This window comes from Rhizobium gallicum bv. gallicum R602sp (assembly GCF_000816845.1).
Lineage (GTDB): Bacteria > Pseudomonadota > Alphaproteobacteria > Rhizobiales > Rhizobiaceae > Rhizobium > Rhizobium gallicum.
In genome coordinates this window covers 126,297-147,822 of sequence record NZ_CP006880.1, presented here as the reverse complement: position 1 = coordinate 147,822, position 21,526 = coordinate 126,297, and the positions used below count along the sequence as shown (strand labels likewise).

Genomic DNA, 21,526 nt, shown 5'->3' with positions numbered 1-21,526 from the left:
AGAAGCATCGCTTTCGCTGTGATCAAAATCATCGGAGTGAATGAGTTGCCATCAACTTCGATGATTATTAGAAATAAACGCTGGGAAAAATTATCGTTAATGCACTTATTAGCTGTTTTCTTGTTTATTAAAAGAGCTGATCTGAGTAGTAAATTAGGAACGAATTTAGCAACACAGGCGCGGGCTGACTTCAACCATGACATGAGTCGCGCTTGGCTTGTCTGATGTTGGTTAATTTAACAACGGGCATTAATCAATGGTACGCGCTTCGTGGCAAGGAATCGGCTGAAACGGCCAATGCAATGGATGCGCGTTCGAAGGGGAACAACGAAGAAATGTTTTTAGTCATGTTCACCGAGAGCTTTCGCGTCCTTTAGGAGGGGCAATGGACGTATTTGATCTCGCTCGGTCCTTAGTCGACCAGTATGAAGGCTTCAGCCGGTCGTTTGCCAACATCAAGTCAAAGGACATTTTCGATCAGATCGACGCGGAATACGCGTCCCGGCGGTTCTGGCCGGAGCCGGTGTTGCAAATTAATCCAGAGTACAAGCCAGGAGCAACCGTTGCGCAATTGGTAGATGAAGGCGTCCTGCATCCGGGCTGCGGCGATATCTTCTCGGGCTGGACCTTGCGCTACCATCAGCAAATGGCCGCAGAATTCGGCGCAGAAGGCAAGGACTTTATCGTCACCACGGGGACCGGCTCCGGCAAGTCGCTATGCTACTTCATCCCCATCATCAGTGCCGCGCTGAAAGAGCGCCACGGCGGCCGACGCAGGACGCGCGCGATCATAGTCTATCCGATGAACGCTTTGGCCAACTCGCAGCAGGAGGAGTTGGCGAAGTACTTCAATGGCAAGGCCGAAGAACTGAAGGTGACCTTCAAGCGGTACACCGGACAGGAAAGCCAAGAGGAGCGCCGCGCGATTGCGGACGATCCACCGGACATACTACTCACAAATTTCGTCATGCTCGAACTGCTGATGACCCGACAGGACGATGTCGATAGAAAGGTGCTTGAGAACTGCGCCGGCCTCTCTACTCTGGTGCTCGACGAGCTCCATACCTACCGCGGACGGCAGGGCGCCGACGTCGCCATGCTGGTACGGCGAATAAGGCGGAAGCTCGCGCCCAGAGGCCTTCAGTGCATCGGCACCTCGGCTACTATGTCTAGCGATGACCGGCCTGAGGTCACGGTTGCTAATGTCGCCTCCAAACTGTTCGACTGTGACATCCCCCCGAGCCGCGTGGTCACCGAGCGGCTCGAACGTCGCACCGATCCCCAGCTCCACGCGGACAAAATACGGGACCGGCTCGCACAGGCAATCTCGGCGCCCATGGACGAGAGTGCAAGCAATGCCCAGCTGGCGTCTCATCCCATTGCCATTTGGATCGAGACTGTGCTCGGCGTCCGCGCCGGGAAGAAGGACGGCATGCTTGATGGCACGTGGCTCAGGGCGACACCCCGATCGTTAACGGATGCTGCAACTAAGTTGTCAGAAGACAGCGACGTGGATCTCGTAACGTGTCAGAGCTTTTTGGAGCGTTTCCTACTCGTCCTCGGTCGGAGCGAGAAAGTGCGGACCGGCAGCGGCAGCGAGAAGGCTTTCCTAGGAGTTCGGCTACACCAGTTCATCTCTGGCGCGGGTCAAGTCTACATGACGATCCAGCCCGAGGGCGAACGTCGCGTGGTCTTCAACGGCCAGCGCTTCCTGCCGGACGAGGCCGGCGACAAGCGGTTGTACCAACTCCGCTTTTGCCCGCATTGCGGACAAGAGCATCTGCCGGTGATCCGCCGCACGATCGAAAGCAAGGAGATCCTGGTCGAGCGAGATATCGACGAAATGGCCGACAGCGCTGCCGACGACGGCTCAGAGGCCGGCTTCTTCATGCCATCGGGGAGTGATCTCGATTTCAGTGACGCCGTTGAGGACTATCCAGAGGCGTGGCAAGAAACCACGAAATCGGGGCAGGTCAGGCTCAAGAGCGAATACGCGCGGAGGCGGCACCACTTTGTTCGCGTCGCCCCCACTGGCGACCTGGTCGAAACCGGCGGTACCGAAGGTTGGTTTCAACCCGGGCGATATCGCTTCTGTCCGGCCTGCGGCGAGGCCACCAGCTCGCGGGGAACGGACCGCGCTCGCCTCGCTGGCCTGACCGCCGAAGGCCGCGGCTCCGCTAGCACGATCATTGTGTCGTCAATCCTAAACTGGATGAACCGGCCCAATTCCGACCAGGACCGTCACAACCGGAAGATTTTGGGCTTCATCGACAACCGCCAGGACGCTGCCCTTCAGTCCGGGCACTTTAACGACTTCGTTTTCGTCTCGCTCATGCGCGCTGCGACGCTGCTCGCATTGCAACAAGCCGGCGAAGCCGGTCTTGAGGACGACCAGATCGGTCGCGAACTGCAGCGCTGCCTTGGCTTTGATTCGAAGCATCTGGGACTGCGCATCGAGTGGTTGTCGAACCCCGAACTCCAAGGTGCAGCACTTTCAGATGCCGAAAGGGCACTGCGCGAGGTGCTAATCCATCGTTTCTGGGTGGACCAGCTCAAGATCTGGCGCATCACCAACCCTAATCTTGCTCGACTCGGCATGATGAAGGTCGAGTACAAGGGGCTAGCGGACATTGCCGCGGCCGACCACCGCTTCGAGCGTCGGCATCCCGTTCTCGCCAACGCACCGGCTGCGGTTCGCGAAACGGGAATGCGCGTGCTGCTCGATCACATGCGGATCAATCTAGCCATCAAGTCCGTTTCGCTCGATGCCGCTAACGTGCAGGCATTGCGCGACCGCTCTCAAGGGTTACTGCGAGCCCCGTGGAATCTGTCTGAGGAGAATTCCCGGCAGTCGTCGGCGTTGTTCCTCAATCCACCCGCCAAAAACATTGTAGCTCGTGACGAAGCCTTGCGCATTCGATCCGGCCCGACGTCCGCGCTTGGTCGGCAGCTTCGCGCGGGAAAGATTTGGGGACATCGACTGACTGTCGAGGAATACAATCATGTCCTGGAGGATTTACTGGAAGTTCTGACCAACGAAATCCTCGAGCGTCGGGACTCCTACGCCGGCGAGATCAATCCCAATTGGGTGATCTATCCGAGCGCGTTCGTTTTCAAGCTTGGTGAGGCGGCTGCCACCACGCGCGACGGCGGTAACGCTTTCTTCGCCGAACTTTATGCGACCTTAGCGGAGATGTTGAGCCGAAAGGACCCAGCGTTGTTCGGCCTCGAGGCGCGCGAGCACACCGCCCAGGTCGACCAGGTGACCAGAGAGGTCCGCGAGGCTCGGTTTCGCTTTAGGGCTGCGGATCGGGCAAGGATGCGCGAACTTCCCAAGTTCGCGGCCAAGCTGCAGGAGCTCGCTGACACCCCGACGTTCCTTCCGGTGATGTTCTGCTCGCCTACAATGGAGCTTGGCGTCGACATCGCCGATCTCGATGCGGTCTTCCTCCGGAACGTGCCGCCGACTCCGGCCAACTACGCACAACGCGGTGGCCGAGCGGGACGAAACGGACAAGCGGCGTTGATCGTCACCTATTGTGCCGCGCAATCGCCACACGATCAGTACTACTTCAACAACAAGAACGACATTGTCGCGGGCCGCGTGCGGGCTCCCACAATCGAGCTAAAGAACCAGGACCTTGTCGAGAGCCACCTGCAGGCAATCTGGATCGCTGAGACGGAAGCAATCCTGAGCGCGAAGATCGCCCAGGTCGTAGATTTGGAGAACGATCGCAATTCGCTGAAGCGCGATATTGCAGCCGCGACAGCAAACGATGCGGCCAAGGATAGAGCAGCTGCTGTTGCCAAGGACATTCTACATCGCGAGTTCGACGATGAAAGCGAAGACCTCCCGTGGCTTGGCGACATCGACGCTTATGCCGAGCGGATCATGAAGCAGGCGCCAGTGCGCTTTAACGAAGCTTTCGATCGCTGGCGGTCATTGCTCACATCTGCCGAGCAGCAGTTAAGGGACGCCCAGCAGGCTTTCTCCCGCTACGCGTCCTCCGAGCAGGAGCGTCGCGTAGCGCGACGCCTAACCGCGCAAGCCCAAGACCAGATCCAGCTCCTCCTGGCTGGCGAGGACAACCAGAGCTCCGACTACTTCACCTACCGGTACCTGGCCACTGAAGGGTTTTTGCCGGGCTACAACTTCCCTCGTCTGCCACTCACCGCATTTGTGAGCTCGTACCGGGGGTCGAAGTCGCGTGCCCCGATTCAACGATCGCGGTTCGTCGGCATCTCCGAATTCGGGCCCCGAAGCCTGATCTATCACGAGGGCCGCGCGCACCGAGTGAACCGGGTCATTATCCGCGCCGGCGTGCAGGAGACTAATGGCGAGCTCACAACGCAGGCCTTTGTTATCTGCGGCGAGTGTGGCTGCTCGCATGCAGTGCCAAAGCCGGACTTTTGCCGTAACTGCGGAACGACGTTGGCTGACGCCGACGAGATCCGGGACGGCTTCCGTATTGAGAGCGTCGAAACGATGCCGGCCGACCGAATCACCGCTAACGACGAGGATCGCCAACGGCAGGGCTTCGAGATCCGCACCGTTTTCGAGTGGCCCGTCCGCGACGCCGGTCGATTGGACGTGAGGACGTCTCAGTTGGTCGAAGGCGGTGAGGCGTTCGCGGATCTGTCTTTCGGACCCGCGACTCTCATCCGTCGCTTCAATGTGGGCCTTCGCCGCCGTGCCAAGAACGATAGCCTGGGCTATCCCATCAACCCGGCAAGCGGCTACTGGTTGGCGGCGGCCGAGGACGAGGACGCGGATGCCATCAGGGATCCGAGCAAGGTTCGACCGCAGAACATCGTACCATTCGTTGAGGATAGAAAGAATGCACTCCTGATCCGCTTCCGCGGAGACAGGTTGCCAGTCGAAACGACAGCGACCCTCCAGCATGCCCTTCTTCGCGGCATCGAGATGACTTTTCAACTCGAGGAGGGAGAGGTACTTGGCGAACCACTGCCGTCGCGCGATGACCGCCATGCCATACTGGTCTATGAGGCGACAGAGGGCGGGGCCGGCGTTCTCGCGAGACTTGTCAAGGAAACCGAAACCCTTCGCCGCGTTGTCGACACCGCGATCTCCATCTGCCATTTCGATCTTGAGTACTTCCAGGTTAATGGACGGCATGTCGACGCTCTGGAGGACAAGGGAGATCCGCGCTGCGTGGCAGGCTGCTATAAGTGCTTGCTCTCGTACTACAATCAGACAGACCACGAAGTCATCGATCGTCGTTCCCTACAGTTCCGCCTACTGCTCTCCAGGTTGGCTAACGCAGAACTGGTGGTAACAGGCCCCGCCCGGGTGACTGATGGTGAGCACTCTAAGAGCGATTTCGCCGAGGCACTGAAATCCCATGGCCTCCCGCCGGCCGACAATCGTCCGATCGTGATCGAAGGTCATTTGGTTGAGTGGATCTGGCGCGATCACCGCTTCGCAGTGATCGCCGAGGATCTCCAAGGTCTGGTCGGACGCGGCCTGGAGGACAAGGGCATCACATTCATCGTCGCTGCCGCCGGGACTGAGACATCGGAATCGGTCCTCGCAGCGATAGCTGAAGCGATCAAGGAGTGCGCGTCATGACGACCACGATCTTCGGCCCGGGCGAGCTCGTCCGCGCGCGCGGCCGCGAGTGGGTCGTCCTGCCTGGCAGCGGCGAGGAAATCCTGAACCTGCGGCCAATCGCCGGCGGCGAGAGGGACGTCCAGGTCGTTTCGAGGTCGCTCGAGATCGATGGCGTCGAAAGCGCCACGTTCCAGCTGCCGGACCCTGACCGAGTTGGCCCCCAGGACGAGGCGCTGCTGCTTCGCGATGCGTTTCAGATGTCGCTGCGCCGCGGAGCTGGTCCATTCCGCAGCGCTGGCCGCATCGGATTCAACCCGCGTTCGTATCAGCTTGTGCCCTTGATGATGGGGTTGAAGCTGGATGTCGTGCGTCTGCTCATCGCCGACGACGTCGGTATCGGCAAGACCATCGAAGCCGGTCTGATCGCGCGCGAGCTCTACGATCGTGGCGAGATCGAGAGCTTCTCCGTCTTATGCCCGCCTCACTTGGTCAAGCAGTGGGCCGATCAAATGCGGGACAAGTTCCACTTCCCCGCGGTGGCGGTTACGCCGTCGTCCGCAGCGCGCCTGGAGCGAGAGCTGCCGATGAACGACAGCATCTTCCGAGCGTATCCCTTCACGGTTGTAAGCCTCGACTACGTCAAATCAGATGCCCGCCGCGACCATTATGCTGAATTTTGTCCCGAGCTTTCGATAGTGGATGAGGCCCACACCTGCGTGTCGTCGGAGGATAGCCACCAACGCTACCGCCTCGTCGATCGGATTGCGGCCAAGACCGACCGGCATATGCTGCTGCTGACGGCCACCCCGCATAGCGGTGACGACATGGCGTATGGCAAGCTCCTCGCTCTACTCGACCCAGACTTCCGGGGCCTGGTCAGCGATGCTGGTAGATGGAGCCCGGAACTGAGGGATAAGCTGGCCGAACGCTATGTCCAGCGGCGCCGAGTCGACATCGAGGCCTGGAACGAGGCCGGCGCGTTCCCCAAGCACGAGGTCTCAGTCCCAGACGCGACATACAGGCTTACCGGCGACTACGAAACCTTCTTGGAGCTCGCACTCGACTACTGCACCACCGTGGTGGAGAAGGCCGGGACCGACGAGCGTAAGCAGCGGCTCGCGTTCTGGGGCACGTTGGCGCTGATGCGCTGCATCGGATCGAGCCCCGCCGCGGCCTTGCATGCTCTGAGGACCCGAAGCGCGAACCTCGGCGATGATCCAGACGTCTCAGCCGTCCTCGATCAGGTGGACGCGGACGCCGAGGTCAACGACCTCACGCCCTCCCTGGTCGATGATCCAGACCTGGCCGCTTTGATTTCCCTGGCAGAGGGGTTGGTCGCGCGGCCGGGCAAGGATCCCAAGGTCGCGTGTCTGATCCAGCGACTGAAACCCCTCATCGCGGAGGGATTTAAGCCCATCATTTTCTGCCGATATATAGCTACCGCTAAGTGGGTCGGCGCCGCACTGGCCAAGGAATTCAAGTCGCACCGCGTTGAGGTTGTGACAGGCGAATTGCCGAGCGACGACCGCAAGGCGATCGTAGACGACATGGCCGCGGACCAATTGCGCATCCTCGTGGCAACCGATTGCTTGTCTGAAGGCATCGATCTGCAGGAACTCTTCGATGCGGTCGTGCACTACGACCTGTCGTGGAACCCCACGCGCCACCAGCAGCGGAACGGTCGCGTCGACCGCTTCGGTCAACTCAGTGCCGTGGTCCGATCGCTCCTGGTATATGGGGAGAACAATCCGGTCGATGGTGCTGTACTTGAGGTGATCTTGCGCAAAGCCGAGAAGATACAGAAGGCCACCGGCGTGCCGGTGCCGTTGCCGGATGACGATCGCAAGGTCACCGAGGCTGTGATGAAGGCCTTATTGCTCCGCCGAAGGGCGGTCAGGGAAGGCCGTGGGAGTCAGCTATCGCTTAATTTCGACGACGTCGCAGCGGTTAAAGATATGGAACAGAAGTGGCTGGACGCAGCCGCGCGCGAGAAGGCAAACCTAACCATCTTTGCCCAGCGCAGCCTCAAGCCCGAGGACGTTCGTCCGGAATGGGAGCGCACCAAGGGCATCCTGGGCGACCAGGACCTTGTCGAAACGTTCGTGCGCCGGGGCCTGGCAAAGCTGAACGTTCCCGTCGTTCGTTTCGACGGCGGGCTTCGCTTGGACTCGGGGAAGCTGCCCTCTGAAGTCGTGGATAGGATGGAGACGGCGATAACAGGTCCGATCCAGCTCCTAACCCGAGGCGGGACAAGGGACCATCTTCATCGCTCACATCCGCTAGTCTCGGCGCTCGCAGACCTCCTGATAGAGCGTTCGCTCGACACCTTTGGGCGGGACTATCCATCCACCCTCCCTCGGGCTGGTGCTTGGACGACGTCCGCAGTTTCCCGGCTCACTACTGTGCTGCTCCTGCGAATTCGGCATCAGATCGCGTCACAGTCCGAACGTGGACTGCTGCTGGCCGAGGAGACCGATGCCCTGGCATTTGAGGGGGCCAGCGACTTCCCCAACCTGCTCGGGCAGGAAGCCAGCGCCCTGCTAGGCGCACTGGCTACGCAAGAGACTTCGCTAGTCGCAAAACAGCGCGAGGTTCGAACGGCGCTGGCCCGATTGGATCGGTGGCAAGGAGCGATAGGAGAGCGGGCATTGCGCCGCTCCGAGATTCTTGTCGAGGACCATCGCCGAATCCGCCAGGCAGTCAGGGGTAAGGGCCGTATCGACGTCACGCCGGTACTACCAGCCGACATCATCGGTCTGTTCGTGTTGATGCCGGAGCTCGACTGAAATGGCAAAGCGCACCGAGTCCCGCGTTTCGTTCGCCGCGATTCGTATCGAAGGCAGCCTGCTGCTGCCGGACGTCTTAGCGAAGGTTGCTGCCGGCACCGCTCCCGAGCAGGTAGACAGCAGCTACGGCATCCTGCCTGGCCTGAAGCTGCGAGACGAGATTCCGCGCTTCTGGAACGTTGGACGCGCTCTTTGGAAGCGTTTCGAGGACGGCCGCGCAGGCGCCAATCCTACCGTTGTCACGGCTGCCTTCGCCCGCGATCTTCTCACCAAAGTCCTGGGCCTCGATTTGGACGACGCCACGCCGAGCAAGCCGGGACTGCAGAACTTCACTACCAAGAACGGCAGCGTACCGCTGGTCGTATCGGCAGACGCTCCTGTCGACCAGATACGCTCCATCGCCACGTCATCCGGCAAGCCGATCCGGAAGACCGCCTCGGCCTGGCTGCAGGTCGAATTGAACGCGAATTCGAGGGCGCTGTGGGGCATCGCGACCGATGGGATGCGGCTGCGGCTTCTCCGGGATAACGACAGCCTGACCCGACCAGCTCTGATCGAGGTGGACCTGGACAAGATCTTCCGTGAGAGCCTACACGACGAGTTCACCGTCTTCTGGCTGCTATGCCACCACACCCGGTTTGGCTCTGGCGACGGCAATCCAGACGATTGCCCCTTGGAGCGCTGGCGTGGTCTTGGTCAGAGCGAGGGCGTGACAGCACGCGGTCGCCTACGTGATGGAGTTGAGAAGGCCCTGTTCCACCTTGGCACCGGCTTCCTTGAGCACCCTTCAAATTCAGCGCTTCGCAATAGACTTCTGGCGGCTACCAATGTCGGAGAGCTCCAAGCGAGGGAGAGATCGGAAGGCACGTCAACTGACAGTCCGTCAAGACTGACCGTCCAGGACTTTCACAAGCAACTGCTGCGGTTAGTCTACCGGCTCATATTCCTGATGACGGCCGAGGATCGAAACGTCCTCCTCGATCCTGCTGCCGGCAAAGACGCCTCTACCTTGTTCCAGCGAGGTTACTCCACCGACAGGTTGCGTGAACGTGCCCGCGTTCGCGCCGCGTGGGACCGGCACGCGGACGCATACCAGGGTATCCGTATTTTGATCCGCGCAGCCGGATTCGGCGAACCCCGACTTGGCATTCCTGCTCTAGGCGGCATTTTCGCTGGGGACCAATGCCCCGACATCGAGAACCTGCCAATTCTTAATAAGCGGTTTCTGCAGGCACTCTACCACCTAAGCTGGATGGAGCATGCGAAGTCGCTAGTGCGCATCAACTGGCGAGACATGGAAACCGAGGAACTCGGCTCGGTCTATGAGAGTCTTTTGGAACTCACTCCTGCCATTACGGAGAACGCTTCACGCTTCTACTTCGTGAAGGGCGAAGGTGACGTGCTTACCAACCGCCAAGACGCCGCGCAGGACAACTCTCGAAAACTTACCGGAAGCTATTACACCCCAGATCCCTTGGTCCAACTGCTATTGGACCAAGCGCTAGACCCTCTTATCGAGCGCAAGATTGCCGAAAACCCAAATGACCCGGAGAGCCTGCTCACACTGGACGTTATCGATCCAGCTTGTGGATCAGGTCACTTCCTGCTCGGCGCAGCCAGACGGATCGCCAATTCACTGGCGGAGCTGCGCACCTCTGGTTCTGCAACTGAGATCGATTACCGGCACGCGATGCGAGATGTGATCGCCCGATGCATCTATGGCGTAGATCGAAACGCCTTTGCGGTCGAGCTATGTCGGCTTGCACTCTGGTTGGAGTCGGTCGAGCCCGGGCGTCCTCTGGGTTTCCTGAGCAACCGGATCTTGCACGGCGACAGTTTAGTGGGCGTGCGCAATCCAGAGATGCTCCGAAGGGGTGTGCCGGAGGCAGCGTTCGAAGCATTGACGGACGCTGACGACAAGGCCGTTTCCTCCGAGATCAAGCGTTGGAATCGCGAACTGCGAACAGGGAAAGCGGCCACAGGCATGCTCGCCGAGTACGCTATCCCTGAAGAGATTGTGACGGCGGCTGAAAAGCTACTTGCGATGCCCGCCGAAACACTCGCGGACATTGTCGCACAAGAAACAGCGTTCGATGATCTGGTCACGCAGGACAGCTGGAAACGCTTTAAGCTGGGTGGGGACGCCTATGTTTCCGCGTTCTACGTTCCCAAAGTCGGACCGGTGTCGGTGCGGGACACCAATGGAATTCCGACTACCGACACAGTCTGGTCTGCTCTGCGGGAAGAGGCACCCGCACCGACTTTCACCAATATTGCCAGGCAGCGAGCCTCGTTCGACTGGTACCTAGCGTTCCCTCAGGTATTTGAAAAAGGCGGGTTCGACCTAGTTCTGGGCAATCCGCCGTGGGAGACCATGAGTCCGGACGCCAAGGAATTCTTCTCGAAGTACGACGGTGGCGTTCGCTTCCTCGCAAAAGATGAACAGGCCGCTCGCATAAACGAATTGCTCTCACTTCCGGGCGTACAGGAGGAATGGGACGCCTACTGCCGCGATCTCTATGTCTCCGCGAACTTCTTCAAAAAAAGCGGACGATACAGACTGTTTGCAGAGGGCAATTTGGGTAAGGGTGACTTCAACGTCTACCGAATGTTCGTCGAACTAGCCCTCCAGATTGTTAAACCTGGAGGACGAGCGGCGCAATTCGTGCCAGAAAACTTGTACAATGGCGCCAATGCTGCTGCCATTAGAGCACATCTCTTCGACAATTGCGAACTACAGACGCTTGTGGGCTTCGAGAATACAGGGGCTATTTGGTTCGAGACCGACACGCGTCTGAAATTTTGCCTTTATGTGGCGGTGCCGGGGGGCCGGACTGAATCTTTTGCTGCGACGTTCGGGGTGAATTCACATGAAAAGCTCACTTCGCTAAAGGATGGGTTGCCTATCCAGATCCCTGTAGCCTTGGTACGTGAATTCAGCCCAGAGGCGCAGGCGGTTGCCGAAGTGGTACACCGTTCCGATATCGAGATCGCCCGAAAGCTCTATGCGAAATACCCACGTTTTGGCGAAGAACTAGATGGCGTTTCCACGCGCCAGTATTCGCGTGAGCTGGACATGGGCAACGACCGCGATGAGTTCGATGGAGACAAGGATGGTCTTCCTGTCTTTGAGGGGCGTATGGTCGAGGCGTTTGACTATCGAGCCAAGGCATATGTGAGTGGGAGAGGACGCGCAGCTGTCTGGAGGCAGGTGCCGTTCGGCACTAAGGGTAAGGAAATTCTCCCTCAATGGCGCATAGCTCAGGGCGCCATCCCCAAAAAGATCGGAGATAGGTGGACTCGATATCGGTTGGGTTTCTGCGACGTCGCCAGCCCTACGAACCAACGTGCCTTCGTGGCCGCACTAATCCCGCCGATGGTCGTATGTGGGGACAAGGTGCCGACGCTCGAGCTTTCCGATCGGCGACCGGAATCGCACATGTTGCTCCTTGGGGTGATAAACTCCATCTGCATGGATTTCCTCGTCCGTAAGAAAATTTCGTTGAAGATGGCGTTCAATATCGTAGATAGCCTTCCACTTCCCCGCTCCTTCGGAAGTGGCCGCGTCGAGATGGCGATCGCGCAACGAGCTCTTCTTCTGGCTGCAACCGGTTCGGAAATGGCTAATTTCTGGCTTAGCAGTGCAGATTTGGTTGGTCTCGACGTCAAACAATTCTCACCAGAGACAAACCCCGCCAAGCGCCGGAAGCTCGCTACCGACCTCGATGTCCTCGTTGCTCGGGACCTTTTCGGCCTCTCCAAATTGGATATGACCTATCTTTTGGATCCTCCGGAGGTTCTCGGCGCGGATTGCGGATTTGAAACATTTGGGGCACTCAAGCGCGCTGAGGTGCAGGAGTTTGGACGTTTCGAGACAAGGGATGCCATCCTATCGCGCTGGGATGAACTAGCGGCGGGCGAGACTGCAACGCCAAATGCAACCGATTTGGCTGGTCAACCACACGTGATATTTCTAGACCTGACAGGCGATACCCACTCCGACCTTTCGGTCGAGGCAGGCGGTTGGGCCACGCCACAGGGCAACCGCCAAGTACAAACGCTTGCTCAACTCGGTGCGCTCGTCAGGGTTTTACCGGGCCAGGTCAACAGTGCGGTTGCCATTCGAGCAGCTCTATTCTCGCTCGAGCCCCGTCTACTCACGCCTCACTTATCCGCCGAGCGACGGGATGAATGGCTCCGCCTAGTGGGATCGGAAGCCGAGCCTAGGGCCGGCGTTATAACGTTAGGCCTAGGATCGGCAACTGGTTGGGCAGAAGCCAAGTCGACACTACTTGCAACAGGAAGCCTTATCGAGGACACGAAAGCACGAACTTGGGTTCCAGGGGTCGATCTTGAAAACTACCCCATTGATAGTTGGCCCGGTCGTGCCCGCTTTGCGCTGGACGAAGCACTACGCCTTGCTTCTATGAACACCGAGATGTCTGACGACGAAACGGAGGCTCTGAAACGCATTGCAGCAGTTTGAGCTATTCGGAGGGCCGGCGTTTAAGCTCCACCCACGGGAGGGGGCTAGCGAACCCAGACTTTGGGTGCGGCGGATCGTTCTCAAGGCAGATAACGAAACAATCATTCGCGACATTCCGTTGAAGCCTGGGCTGAACGTCATCTGGTCGCCCGACAGTGCTGGAGCGGCCGAACGCATTGGCCATGGTGGGGGTAAGACCACCCTTTGCCGCCTAATCCGGTACTGTTTGGGCGAGAAGACCTACGGCCCACACGATCAGATGGATTCAGTTGGGAGCAAATTCTTGAACGCCCGAATTCTGGCGGAGGTCAGGTTGGACAGCTCAACCTGGCTGATCAGCCGCCCGCTGGGTGCAAATCGGGGTGACTTTGCAATACTTGGTGAGGATGTCGTTGAGTGTTCATGGCCATTGGAGCCATCGGGAATGCAGCGCTTCAGAGATGCTTTGACCACGGCCTTTTTAGGACAGTCGTCATCGTTGCTGCCCAACAGCATTCCCGTTGATGAGCGTTGGTTGGCCGTGCTGGCTTGGCTCACTCGCGATCAGGAATGCAGGTTCTCTCACCTGTTGGAATGGCGCAGCCCAGACAGCGGTTCCCAGTCGCCGGTGAGCGGCCGCAATAAGAGTCAGGAGGACCGGCTGGCGACCCTACGTGTCGCCTTGGGTATGCTCGGACCAGAAGAAATCAGTGCCACTAAGCGGAGGAACGAAATCGCTTCCCAGCTCACCGTGAACCGCTCGGAACTCGCCAACGTGAACTGGCATATTGCGAGGCTTAAGAAGGGAGTGCTGTCGCGGCTGGGCGAGAAAGGGCAGGAAGATATCTCACGGTTACAGTTACATGAGCTCGAACGTCGCACAAGTGAGCACTTGGCGAAAGTTCGATCTGCGGATGATGGGCGGCTAGCGGTGCGCCTCAGAGAGGCCAGCGCTGAATTCGAGCGCGCCGCCACGGAGCGGGGGAGGCTTGAAGAAACTGCAAGAAGCCTCGAAGCTCAGGTCGCACTGCATGAACTCGAGGCGAAAGTCGCCCGCAGCGAAATCCCTGAACTTTCCGCGCAAAACGTGAAGGCCGCCACTCCTATATGCCCGATCTGCAAAGTCGCAATCGACAAGGTACGAGCTGAAGGCTGCGGCATTGCGCTGACGCCGTGCGACTTGGACGCCTTGGCTGCAAGCCTTGCGGATGCCAAGAACCGTGCAGAAAGTGCGACTGCGACGGCTACCGCGCTCCGCCGGCAACAGGACGGGCTGAAGTATCAGATCACAACTGCGATGCAGGCCACCGACACCTCGCGCAATTTGCAAGAACGTTTGGAACTCGAGGCCAGCCACCGATCGGAGTTGGTGCGCCGTGCAGAGCGTGCCGTTGACATGGTTCAGGATCTCAAGCACGAGCTGGAAGAGGCCGACCGGTTGGACAAAAAGGTTAGGGATCTCGAGAAGGATCAGGACGACTTGACGACCTCGCTAGCCGAGTATCGCCAGCAAAGTGCCAGCGTCGTGCAGATGGTGTCGGAGCGCTTCAGCGCCATCTTCTCGCGCCTGGTAAAAACCAATGGACGGTCTTCGGTACGGCTCGATGGCAACGGCCTCCAAGTGAAGGCTTCTGCGGACGGAACCGCCATTACCTCGTTCGCTGTCGTGCTTTTCGATCTTGCGGCACTTACCCTGGCAATGGAAGGCCGGACCCTTCATCCTGACTTCCTGTTGCATGACAGTCCGCGGGAGGCCGATCTTGGCAGATCGCTGTACTCAGAAATCTTCCGCTTTGCGCAGTCGCTGGAGGATGTGGGACCTTCGCCGCTTTTTCAGTATATAATCACCACGACGACCGAACCGCCAGAAGAGTTTCGGAATGTGCCCTGGTTGCGACTGCAGTTGCAAGGGTCTCCTGAAGAAGACCGCTTGTTTCGGGTGAACCTCTAATGCTGTCGCGGTCGGATAGATTGCTCGTAGAGCACGTGGCTGCGCAGCAAGGCTTCGAGTTGGTCGTGCCTGCTGAGGCAGGCATTCTGACCGTCGGCAGTTCGCTGGTGCCGGGCACCATATCGATCCGTCGAGACGATTTGGATTACCTCTTGATAGGCGTAGATCTTCCGCTAGTGGCAGCGGCCCTATTGCAAGAGTTTTCCACCGGCAATGACCAATTCGTACGAGCGGCGGAGGAGGGCGAGCTCTATAGAATAATTGGACGCGCTTTCCAACTCTGCGGGTCATTGCCCGACAGTCCACTGAGGACATTTGAGCTGGAAACGAGCGGCTTACCCAAGACGACCGAAGCCGAACGCTTGGTGGTTCAGCGAATCGGTCAAGATATCTTTCGAAAAGCTTTGGAGAGTTATTGGGATCGTGGTTGCGCGATCACCGGTGTCAAAGACACGGCGTTGCTCCGCGCCAGTCACATCATACCGTGGTCGGAAAGCACCGATTTCCAAAGACTCGACGTCTACAATGGCCTCCTGCTTGCGGCGCACTTGGACGCTGCCTTCGACAAGTACCTGATGACCATTCTCCCTAGCGGCGCCGTGATGTTCTCGTCGCGGCTCAGTGGCCCGGCTCTAGCGATCCTCAATCCGGGCAGTGGAGCGCTGCATGTCCAGATAGCTCGAGGACATGCGCCCTATCTCGAGCGACATCAGACGCGTTTTGCTGAACTGGAAAGCGCATGAATTTTCTCTTAAAACAAAGTCACATCACCCCCCACGCCCGAAACCTCCCCCTCCCGGTCATCTCCCTCAGCCCCAGCTCCAAAACAATCCGCCGCGCCGCCTGCGGCGTAACCTCGAGCGTCTTTGCGACCATCTTGGCCGACACCAAAGGTTTCGCCATGACAAGTTCGACTAGGTCCGGCAGTTTTGAAGACGTCCGCCGCCCCTCGAGCTTTCGCTCCATCAGCGTTCGGGCCAGCGCCAGCCGGTCATGCTCCTTCAGCCCGATCTCCGCGGCCGCGATCAGGCCGTGAGCGATGGCGAGCAACCGGGTCTCGCGGTCACGATGCCGGCGCCGATCGACCGGAATGGTTTTCAGGCCGAGATTGACGGCGGCGAGATGCGCACCGGAGGTGACGCCGGCCTGGCGCAGGATCGAGGCGGCGAACAATCGGCCGAGCCAGGGCGCGTGCTGCAGGACAGCGAGCTCGTTCCAGGCATCGAGGGCGACGATGGCCTGCGGCACCGCCGGCAGGTCTTGCGCTTGCCGAAGCACGCCGCGCCATTCTTCGAGCCGCGCATCCTCGTCCCAGTCGAGATCGTAAATCATCGGATCTTTCTCTTGGTCGCCACTCCGGCCGGGCCGTGTCGCGTTCTCGATCGCCGCTTCCGATCGGGCGAGAACCGCATCGATGGCGGCATAATCGATCCCGGGGAGATGTTCGATGTCGTCGGCGTCTTGCCCCTCCCCTTCCGGATCGACGGCGACCGCGGGCCGAATGACGCCGCTTGGCTGCCCCGCCTCAGCGCCGACCGGATTGATGTCCGACGTCTGTCGCAAATTTCGGATACCATCGGCCGACAATGCCCAGCCGGGGAGTTGGGCTGCGATGCGTCGGCGGGTGCGCAGCACGTCGCGGGCGATTGTCAGTTCGTGGCTGGGTGTGCGAATATCTTTCGTGGCGTCGTGGAGGACGAGGTCTTCGAGATGGACGAGTTCGCCGTCGATCCATAGCGAGGCGCAGGCATCGGTGAATTGGGTGCGCTCGATCCAGCCCGCGCCGACCGGCGAACGGGCAATCCGCTCGTCGAGACGGGCGAGCGCGATGCCGGCGTCGAAAGCCGGCCGCATCAAGGCTGTTATGCTAATTTTCGCGAGATCGTAAGCCATTGAAATCATGGTAAATGATTTCTTATAGGAACTCTATATCAATATTACGGTTCCTCACACCGTATGATAGCTGGGCGAGGCTATAACCATCGATAAGTATAGGTTATCGATGGTAGTTGATCTGGAGTCGCAAAACCCAGCATTTCAGCCCGCCTGGATCGCCGAAATCCGCGGAAATGCGCCTCTTTTCCCCGTGTTTCCCGCCCGCACTCACCGGCTCTCTGCCCTACTGAGCGAAATGCCAGCTACGGGACGGCTGCTTCAAACGATCTGGCGTCGATTTTTCCGCGTCTAAGCCCGGGACAAGATGAGAGAGCGTCGTGGACGATTCTCAAAGGGCCTGATTTGCGCCACTTTGCCCACAGGAGCTCGCTGGCGGGATTTCTCTGTGTTCGATGGCCTGCCACTCGTCCAGCGATGATTTCTGCGCTGTGCGGCTCGCTATTCGTATCATAGAACACGCTTGCAAAGGAACGTTTCCTGATCAATTCTTGTTTTCATAAACGGCCTCGAACGCACAAAAAGCCGAAATCAGTTTGCGCCTGATAACTGTGTAATGTGATCGGCGCACGCGGCATCAACCGCATCGATTAGTTCCTCTGAACGACCGACCAGCCAGGATAGGGCCTCTTCACTTATCGTGTAGTGCGGTGAATAGCGTGCCTTCACGTAGGCCTCATTGAGGGTGTTGAACCAAGCCACGAAACGATGCCGATCTCGTGGCCACACCTCCGCGAGATCCTGCCGTCGTTCTTCTGCGAGATTTCGAAGGAGAGCAAGACTGTGAGAGGAGGGGCTGTAATTTGAAAAGACCAAGAGAAGCCCGGAGTATGCCTGCTCCAGCGCTTGATGAAGGAGAAAGGCCGCCTGCCTAAAATTGCCTTCGGCAAGGCAAAACTTGGACGTCTTCAGGAAAACGCGCGCGTCGCATAGCCGATGTTCGTAGTACAACTTTGCGGCTTCATAAACCAATTCACGGCTTAGGACTTTCGCTGCGGGAAGTTCTTTATCATCAGCTTCGAAAAGAGCGATGCCTTCCCGCCTTATGTCGGAGAAGAAGTAGCGGCCCTGATGAAGCGCGTCGCCAACCTCACGACGGGAATGGATGATCGGATTGACCAAGGTCTTGATACCTCGATCGCGCATCAACCGATCTTTGGCCGCATACCAATATTCGGCATCGGTCAATTTCTTCGTATTGACGATAATGAGGATGTCGTAATCGGACCGATAACCCTTCATCGTATGCGGTTCATCGACCCAGGTTCCGCGCGCATAGGAGCCGAAGAGGATAATTTTCAAGATGCGGCCCTTCTTCTTGAATTCCGCCTCCCCTCCCTTCAACGCGTTCTCGAATTCCTCGTGAATGATCTCGACAACACGCGCCAGTTCGCGCTGCTTCTTTTCCGGCAGATGATCGAGACTCGACTTCATCAAGGGTAAAACTCCCGTTGAATCATTTTCTTAGCGCATCCACTGACCTGCGCACCACCACAATTTCTGAAGGGAAACGGCATGAACCTCGCCGGTTCGCGTTTTTCCCGTCGCTTGAGTGTACGCGCGCGATATCGCCCCTCTTCTCCGACGTACTAGCCGCCCCAGATCCACATCTCCTCGATACCGGTCTCAAGGCCTTGCCCATTCTTCTTCACACCAGCATTGGAGCGCGCCCCAGGGCGGGAATTTCGGTCCGTCGTCAGCGTACGCGCCGAAGCGGAGTTAGCTCCGATTCCAACTTCAGGAACGCTGAGTCGACAAGAAAGCCTCGACGACCCCGAGAAGCAGCCTGGCTTTGTCCAAAGGAAGTTCCTCAATGTGCTTCATTAACCGGTGGCGCAGTTCCGCTTCCTCTTTGGACGCCCCCCACAAATGTGGCGCGGCAGCAAAGAGCAGATCGAACGGTGAGAAATCCAACAGCTCGCTCAAGTGCACCAGACGAGTCACGTGCATCTTCGATTCGCCACGCTCGTATCGCCCGTAAACCTGTGTGGTGAGACCAAGGAGCGGCGCGAGTTCAGGCCGTGTCAGCCCCTGTCTCTCGCGCGCCGCACGCAATGCTTCGCCGATCTGGTTGTCCATTTCACCCAGTTCAGGAGGACCATCGAAACTTGGTCGCCGATAGATTGGGTTCCCGATTTCGGGATCACGCGTCTCAACAAGACCCGCGCTTTCGATGTATTTCTCAGTTTTCGTGGTCATATATGTGCTCTAAGCGCCTCAAGCCAAGGTTCTTATCACTTGAAGGCAGATTCACCGCAACCCCCACTCAGGGAAATCAATGCGATTGCCGCTTTCGCGTAGATAGCGGCATACACGAAACCGTGCGTGGGTGATGGAGCTCATCGACGGGGTCTCATGCACCTGGTAAATGTCACCGTTTTGAAAACGCGGGCCGCCACCAGCGGGTTACGGTGTCGTCGAATTCGACCTACGCCGGCGCTCACTTCCGCAGATCAAAGAAACGTCGGGTTTCCTTGCCTGAATTGTCGTCCTTGATGTCGAAATAGTAGGGCTTGTCACGCAGGGGCCGCGCCGAGAACTCGATGTAACGACATGAATTGTTGCCGGAGTAGACGCGGGTGATGTTTCCATCGATGACCACGCGATTATTGTCCGAGCCATACCGTGGCCGAAAGTTGCGACCGCTGCACCGATCGACGACGCGGCTGCAGCGAGACAGCTCTCTGCCGCGACCACGATCAAAATCTCGCTGTCCGGCGCTTGGTATCCATCCGGCCGGGCAGTCAGCATATTTTTGATAGCCGGTTTTTCCCGCACCTCCCTCGGGGCACGTGGGCCATGAAAAGCCGGGCCGCTTCATGGCCGAAATCAACCGCTCCATAGGTGGATGGCAACTTTGCACACCCTGCCAGGATGGATTTTCGGCGGCGGCGCACAGCAAAATCTCGCAACCCCATTCACTCGCTTCGACCGGCGCCAATGGCAGCGAGAAGCCGAACATGAAAGCAAATGCCAGAACCAGTCGCATCCTCGTGTCCTTCCCTATCGGTCGGTTCGTCGCGGTCTATTGCGCCAGTCGGCGAACGGCGGCGTGATTTCCTGCTCCCGGTCTGAGAGGAGATTCCAATCGGCCAACGGGCGGCGCTGCGTTGTGCGATCGATTGCCTTGCGTTGCCATTCGTCCATGCCAAGGGCGTAGGTACCCCAGAGACCGTAACGCGCGGACCGGGCGTGGCGCTGAGCGGCGAGGTACTGAGAGTTGGCGAACCCCTTCAAACCGGTCCTGGCCCACCCGGCACGCAGCATCTCCAGTCCCAGGTCGCACCCCCGGGCCGAACATCTCCCGGACAGATTGTCAAGGCCGGCGTGACTGATCGGCTGGCAGACGACGATCGCCGTGCCGACAACGCGCTTGAGCCAGGCCTTGGCAAGCGGACCGCATGGAACAGGTGCTGGAGAGGACGTCGCTTGCTCCATCGATGGATCGAATGCCCATTGCGGCAAGGCGCAAGCATCGATGCCTGCCAAGCGAACTCTCCGGCCAAACTCGGGAAACCACAACGTGTCGCCGCTGATGACCGATACCCTTCCCTTGATCGCGGGCCGAAGGGTGACAATAGTGGGCCGCATGCCGTAGCGGTCGTCGCGCGGAAGATCCGCGCCTGCCGCTTGAAAGCTGCCGAGCCCCGAAATCATCATCAAACTGGCTGCTAAATTCCTCATTGCCCGCCACCCTCCTGGATACCCCTCGCTGCACGACGTCCGAGAAGGATCGACGGGTGCTGGACATTGGAAAACTGCCAAAGTCCTGACCTGCGGAGCGGGATTGACCGGCAGGCCATCGGCGTCGAGGGCCGCAAAGGCATGGCCTTCGGATATCATCATCGTCCCGAGATCCAGATGCTGACCGGCAACCACCGCAAAACAAACGACGTAGGTGACGGCGGAATTTTCCGCGATTGGGGCGCAGGCTGGATGCGTGTCCTTGATGAAGGCGGCGACCACAGAAAGTGATGCGTCACCGCAATCGTGACTTTTGCCGGCGTTGTTGGTGAAGGTCGTGCCGCGAAGGCAGGACTGTACGCCATAGAGCCGGTAACGATGGCCATTCATCGACCAGGTATTACCGGTCTCCAGCACGGCGCGCGCCCCGAGATCGAAATATCCCGCCGGCGCGGCGAACGCTGTCGAGGCTTCCAGCGCCAGGATCAGGCCAACCGTGATACCGCCAGTTCCGCTCATTGGCCCTGCACCCGTGGATCTGCCCACATGCCAAAGCCACCGCGGCCAATCTTCTCGGCCTCAACAAGATCCGGCCGCATCGGCGAGCCATCCGCTTTTTTGGAAAGCCGTAACGCTCCAAGCGAGACAAGCTGCTCTTCGATATTATCGACCGTATCGAGCGTACCGGGATAATTGTAATAGCCGAAACAGGTCACGTCCTGCATGGCCGCGTTCTCTTCCGAAAGAAAAGCGCGGCAATAGAGAACCTTTGCCGCCTTCAGCTTTATCGAGAGCTGTTCCCTTGCGAAGTCATCGCATCGCCCGCTGAAGCCTTCGGTCCGATTGACCATCTCGCCCCGGCAGGGCTCAAGTCCGAACAGATGCAGCGAGGTCTTGTCGTCCACCCTGAAATCCGTCGACGATGTCGCCTGGAACCCGTTGGCAGACGCGTAACCCTTTCGCGCCGCCACGGACTTCTGTCCATCGTAGTACTCGACGACGAGGACCGTCTTTCCGGGTGCGGCGAGCGAGCGGATGTAATCACCGTTGACTGAACCCGCCGCCTCAGCCGATCCGGCCGTCAGCGCCACGAGCAGCGACACCCAACTCGCGCTCGAAGATAGAACATATCCGTATTTAATACGTGTTTGCGTAAGCTTGAGTTGCATTTTTCC

The 21,526-nt window shown here is 58.8% G+C and carries 11 protein-coding genes; 5 read left to right on the top strand and 6 right to left on the bottom strand.

What is annotated here, in order from left to right; all coding sequences use genetic code 11:
- The first annotated feature begins 385 nt into the window (after nt 1–385).
- The 5 genes from RGR602_RS24035 to RGR602_RS35045 all read left to right on the top strand — a co-directional run bounded on the left by RGR602_RS24035 (nt 386) and on the right by RGR602_RS35045 (nt 15,517).
- On the top strand, nt 386–5,590 hold the full coding sequence (locus RGR602_RS24035; protein WP_052451742.1) for a DEAD/DEAH box helicase: 5,205 nt from the start codon (nt 386–388) through the stop codon (nt 5,588–5,590).
- Entirely contained in the window at nt 5,587–8,358 is a 2,772-nt protein-coding gene (locus RGR602_RS24030) for a DEAD/DEAH box helicase (RefSeq protein ID WP_040114591.1), read from the top strand. The genes RGR602_RS24035 and RGR602_RS24030 overlap by 4 nt, the downstream gene beginning before the upstream one ends.
- 1 nt (nt 8,359) lies before the next feature.
- Nucleotides 8,360–12,844, top strand: coding sequence for an Eco57I restriction-modification methylase domain-containing protein (locus RGR602_RS24025; protein WP_040114590.1), 4,485 nt, complete (start codon nt 8,360–8,362; stop codon nt 12,842–12,844).
- 313 nt (nt 12,845–13,157) lie between these two features.
- Nucleotides 13,158–14,774, top strand: a complete 1,617-nt coding sequence (locus RGR602_RS24020) for a hypothetical protein (RefSeq protein ID WP_203226228.1) — start codon at nt 13,158–13,160, stop codon at nt 14,772–14,774.
- A complete protein-coding gene (locus RGR602_RS35045; RefSeq protein ID WP_052451741.1) occupies nt 14,774–15,517 on the top strand; it encodes an HNH endonuclease in 744 nt (247 codons plus the stop codon). Before RGR602_RS24020 ends, RGR602_RS35045 begins: the two co-directional genes overlap by 1 nt.
- A gap of 19 nt (nt 15,518–15,536) precedes the next feature.
- Here RGR602_RS35045 and RGR602_RS24010 read toward each other — a convergent pair whose 3' ends face one another.
- The 6 genes from RGR602_RS24010 to RGR602_RS23985 all read right to left on the bottom strand — a co-directional run bounded on the left by RGR602_RS24010 (nt 15,537) and on the right by RGR602_RS23985 (nt 21,520).
- Complete coding sequence (locus RGR602_RS24010; protein WP_052451740.1) at nt 15,537–16,676, bottom strand: RHE_PE00001 family protein; 1,140 nt, start codon at nt 16,674–16,676, stop codon at nt 15,537–15,539.
- 522 nt (nt 16,677–17,198) lie between these two features.
- Nucleotides 17,199–18,101 carry a nucleotidyltransferase and HEPN domain-containing protein gene (locus tag RGR602_RS24005; protein ID WP_040114588.1) on the bottom strand — a complete coding sequence of 301 codons (903 nt, stop codon included), beginning with the start codon at nt 18,099–18,101 and terminating at the stop codon, nt 17,199–17,201.
- Nucleotides 18,102–18,404: 303 nt separating this feature from the next.
- The gene (locus RGR602_RS24000) at nt 18,405–18,866 is read right to left on the bottom strand and encodes a helix-turn-helix domain-containing protein (protein ID WP_040114587.1); all 462 of its coding nucleotides are present in this window, start codon (nt 18,864–18,866) and stop codon (nt 18,405–18,407) included.
- A gap of 241 nt (nt 18,867–19,107) precedes the next feature.
- The gene (locus RGR602_RS23995) at nt 19,108–19,656 is read right to left on the bottom strand and encodes a hypothetical protein (RefSeq protein WP_040114586.1); all 549 of its coding nucleotides are present in this window, start codon (nt 19,654–19,656) and stop codon (nt 19,108–19,110) included.
- 14 nt (nt 19,657–19,670) lie between these two features.
- Entirely contained in the window at nt 19,671–20,870 is a 1,200-nt protein-coding gene (locus RGR602_RS39495; protein ID WP_323808293.1) for a thermonuclease family protein, read from the bottom strand.
- Nucleotides 20,867–21,520, bottom strand: a complete 654-nt coding sequence (locus RGR602_RS23985; protein ID WP_223844115.1) for a hypothetical protein — start codon at nt 21,518–21,520, stop codon at nt 20,867–20,869. Before RGR602_RS23985 ends, RGR602_RS39495 begins: the two co-directional genes overlap by 4 nt.
- Nucleotides 21,521–21,526 lie beyond the last annotated feature (6 nt).

Bases quoted from the DNA above. Each gene is read 5' to 3' on its own strand.
- RGR602_RS24035 (WP_052451742.1), top strand. From the start codon at position 386: ATGGACGTATTTGATCTCGCTCGGTCCTTAGTCGACCAGTATGAAGGC.
- RGR602_RS24030 (WP_040114591.1), top strand. From the start codon at position 5,587: ATGACGACCACGATCTTCGGCCCGGGCGAGCTCGTCCGCGCGCGCGGC.
- RGR602_RS24025 (WP_040114590.1), top strand. From the start codon at position 8,360: ATGGCAAAGCGCACCGAGTCCCGCGTTTCGTTCGCCGCGATTCGTATC.
- RGR602_RS35045 (WP_052451741.1), top strand. From the start codon at position 14,774: ATGCTGTCGCGGTCGGATAGATTGCTCGTAGAGCACGTGGCTGCGCAG.
- RGR602_RS24010 (WP_052451740.1), bottom strand. From the start codon at position 16,676: ATGATTTCAATGGCTTACGATCTCGCGAAAATTAGCATAACAGCCTTG.
- RGR602_RS24005 (WP_040114588.1), bottom strand. From the start codon at position 18,101: ATGAAGTCGAGTCTCGATCATCTGCCGGAAAAGAAGCAGCGCGAACTG.
- RGR602_RS24000 (WP_040114587.1), bottom strand. From the start codon at position 18,866: ATGACCACGAAAACTGAGAAATACATCGAAAGCGCGGGTCTTGTTGAG.
- RGR602_RS23995 (WP_040114586.1), bottom strand. From the start codon at position 19,656: ATGCGACTGGTTCTGGCATTTGCTTTCATGTTCGGCTTCTCGCTGCCA.
- RGR602_RS39495 (WP_323808293.1), bottom strand. From the start codon at position 20,870: ATGAGCGGAACTGGCGGTATCACGGTTGGCCTGATCCTGGCGCTGGAA.
- RGR602_RS23985 (WP_223844115.1), bottom strand. From the start codon at position 21,520: ATGCAACTCAAGCTTACGCAAACACGTATTAAATACGGATATGTTCTA.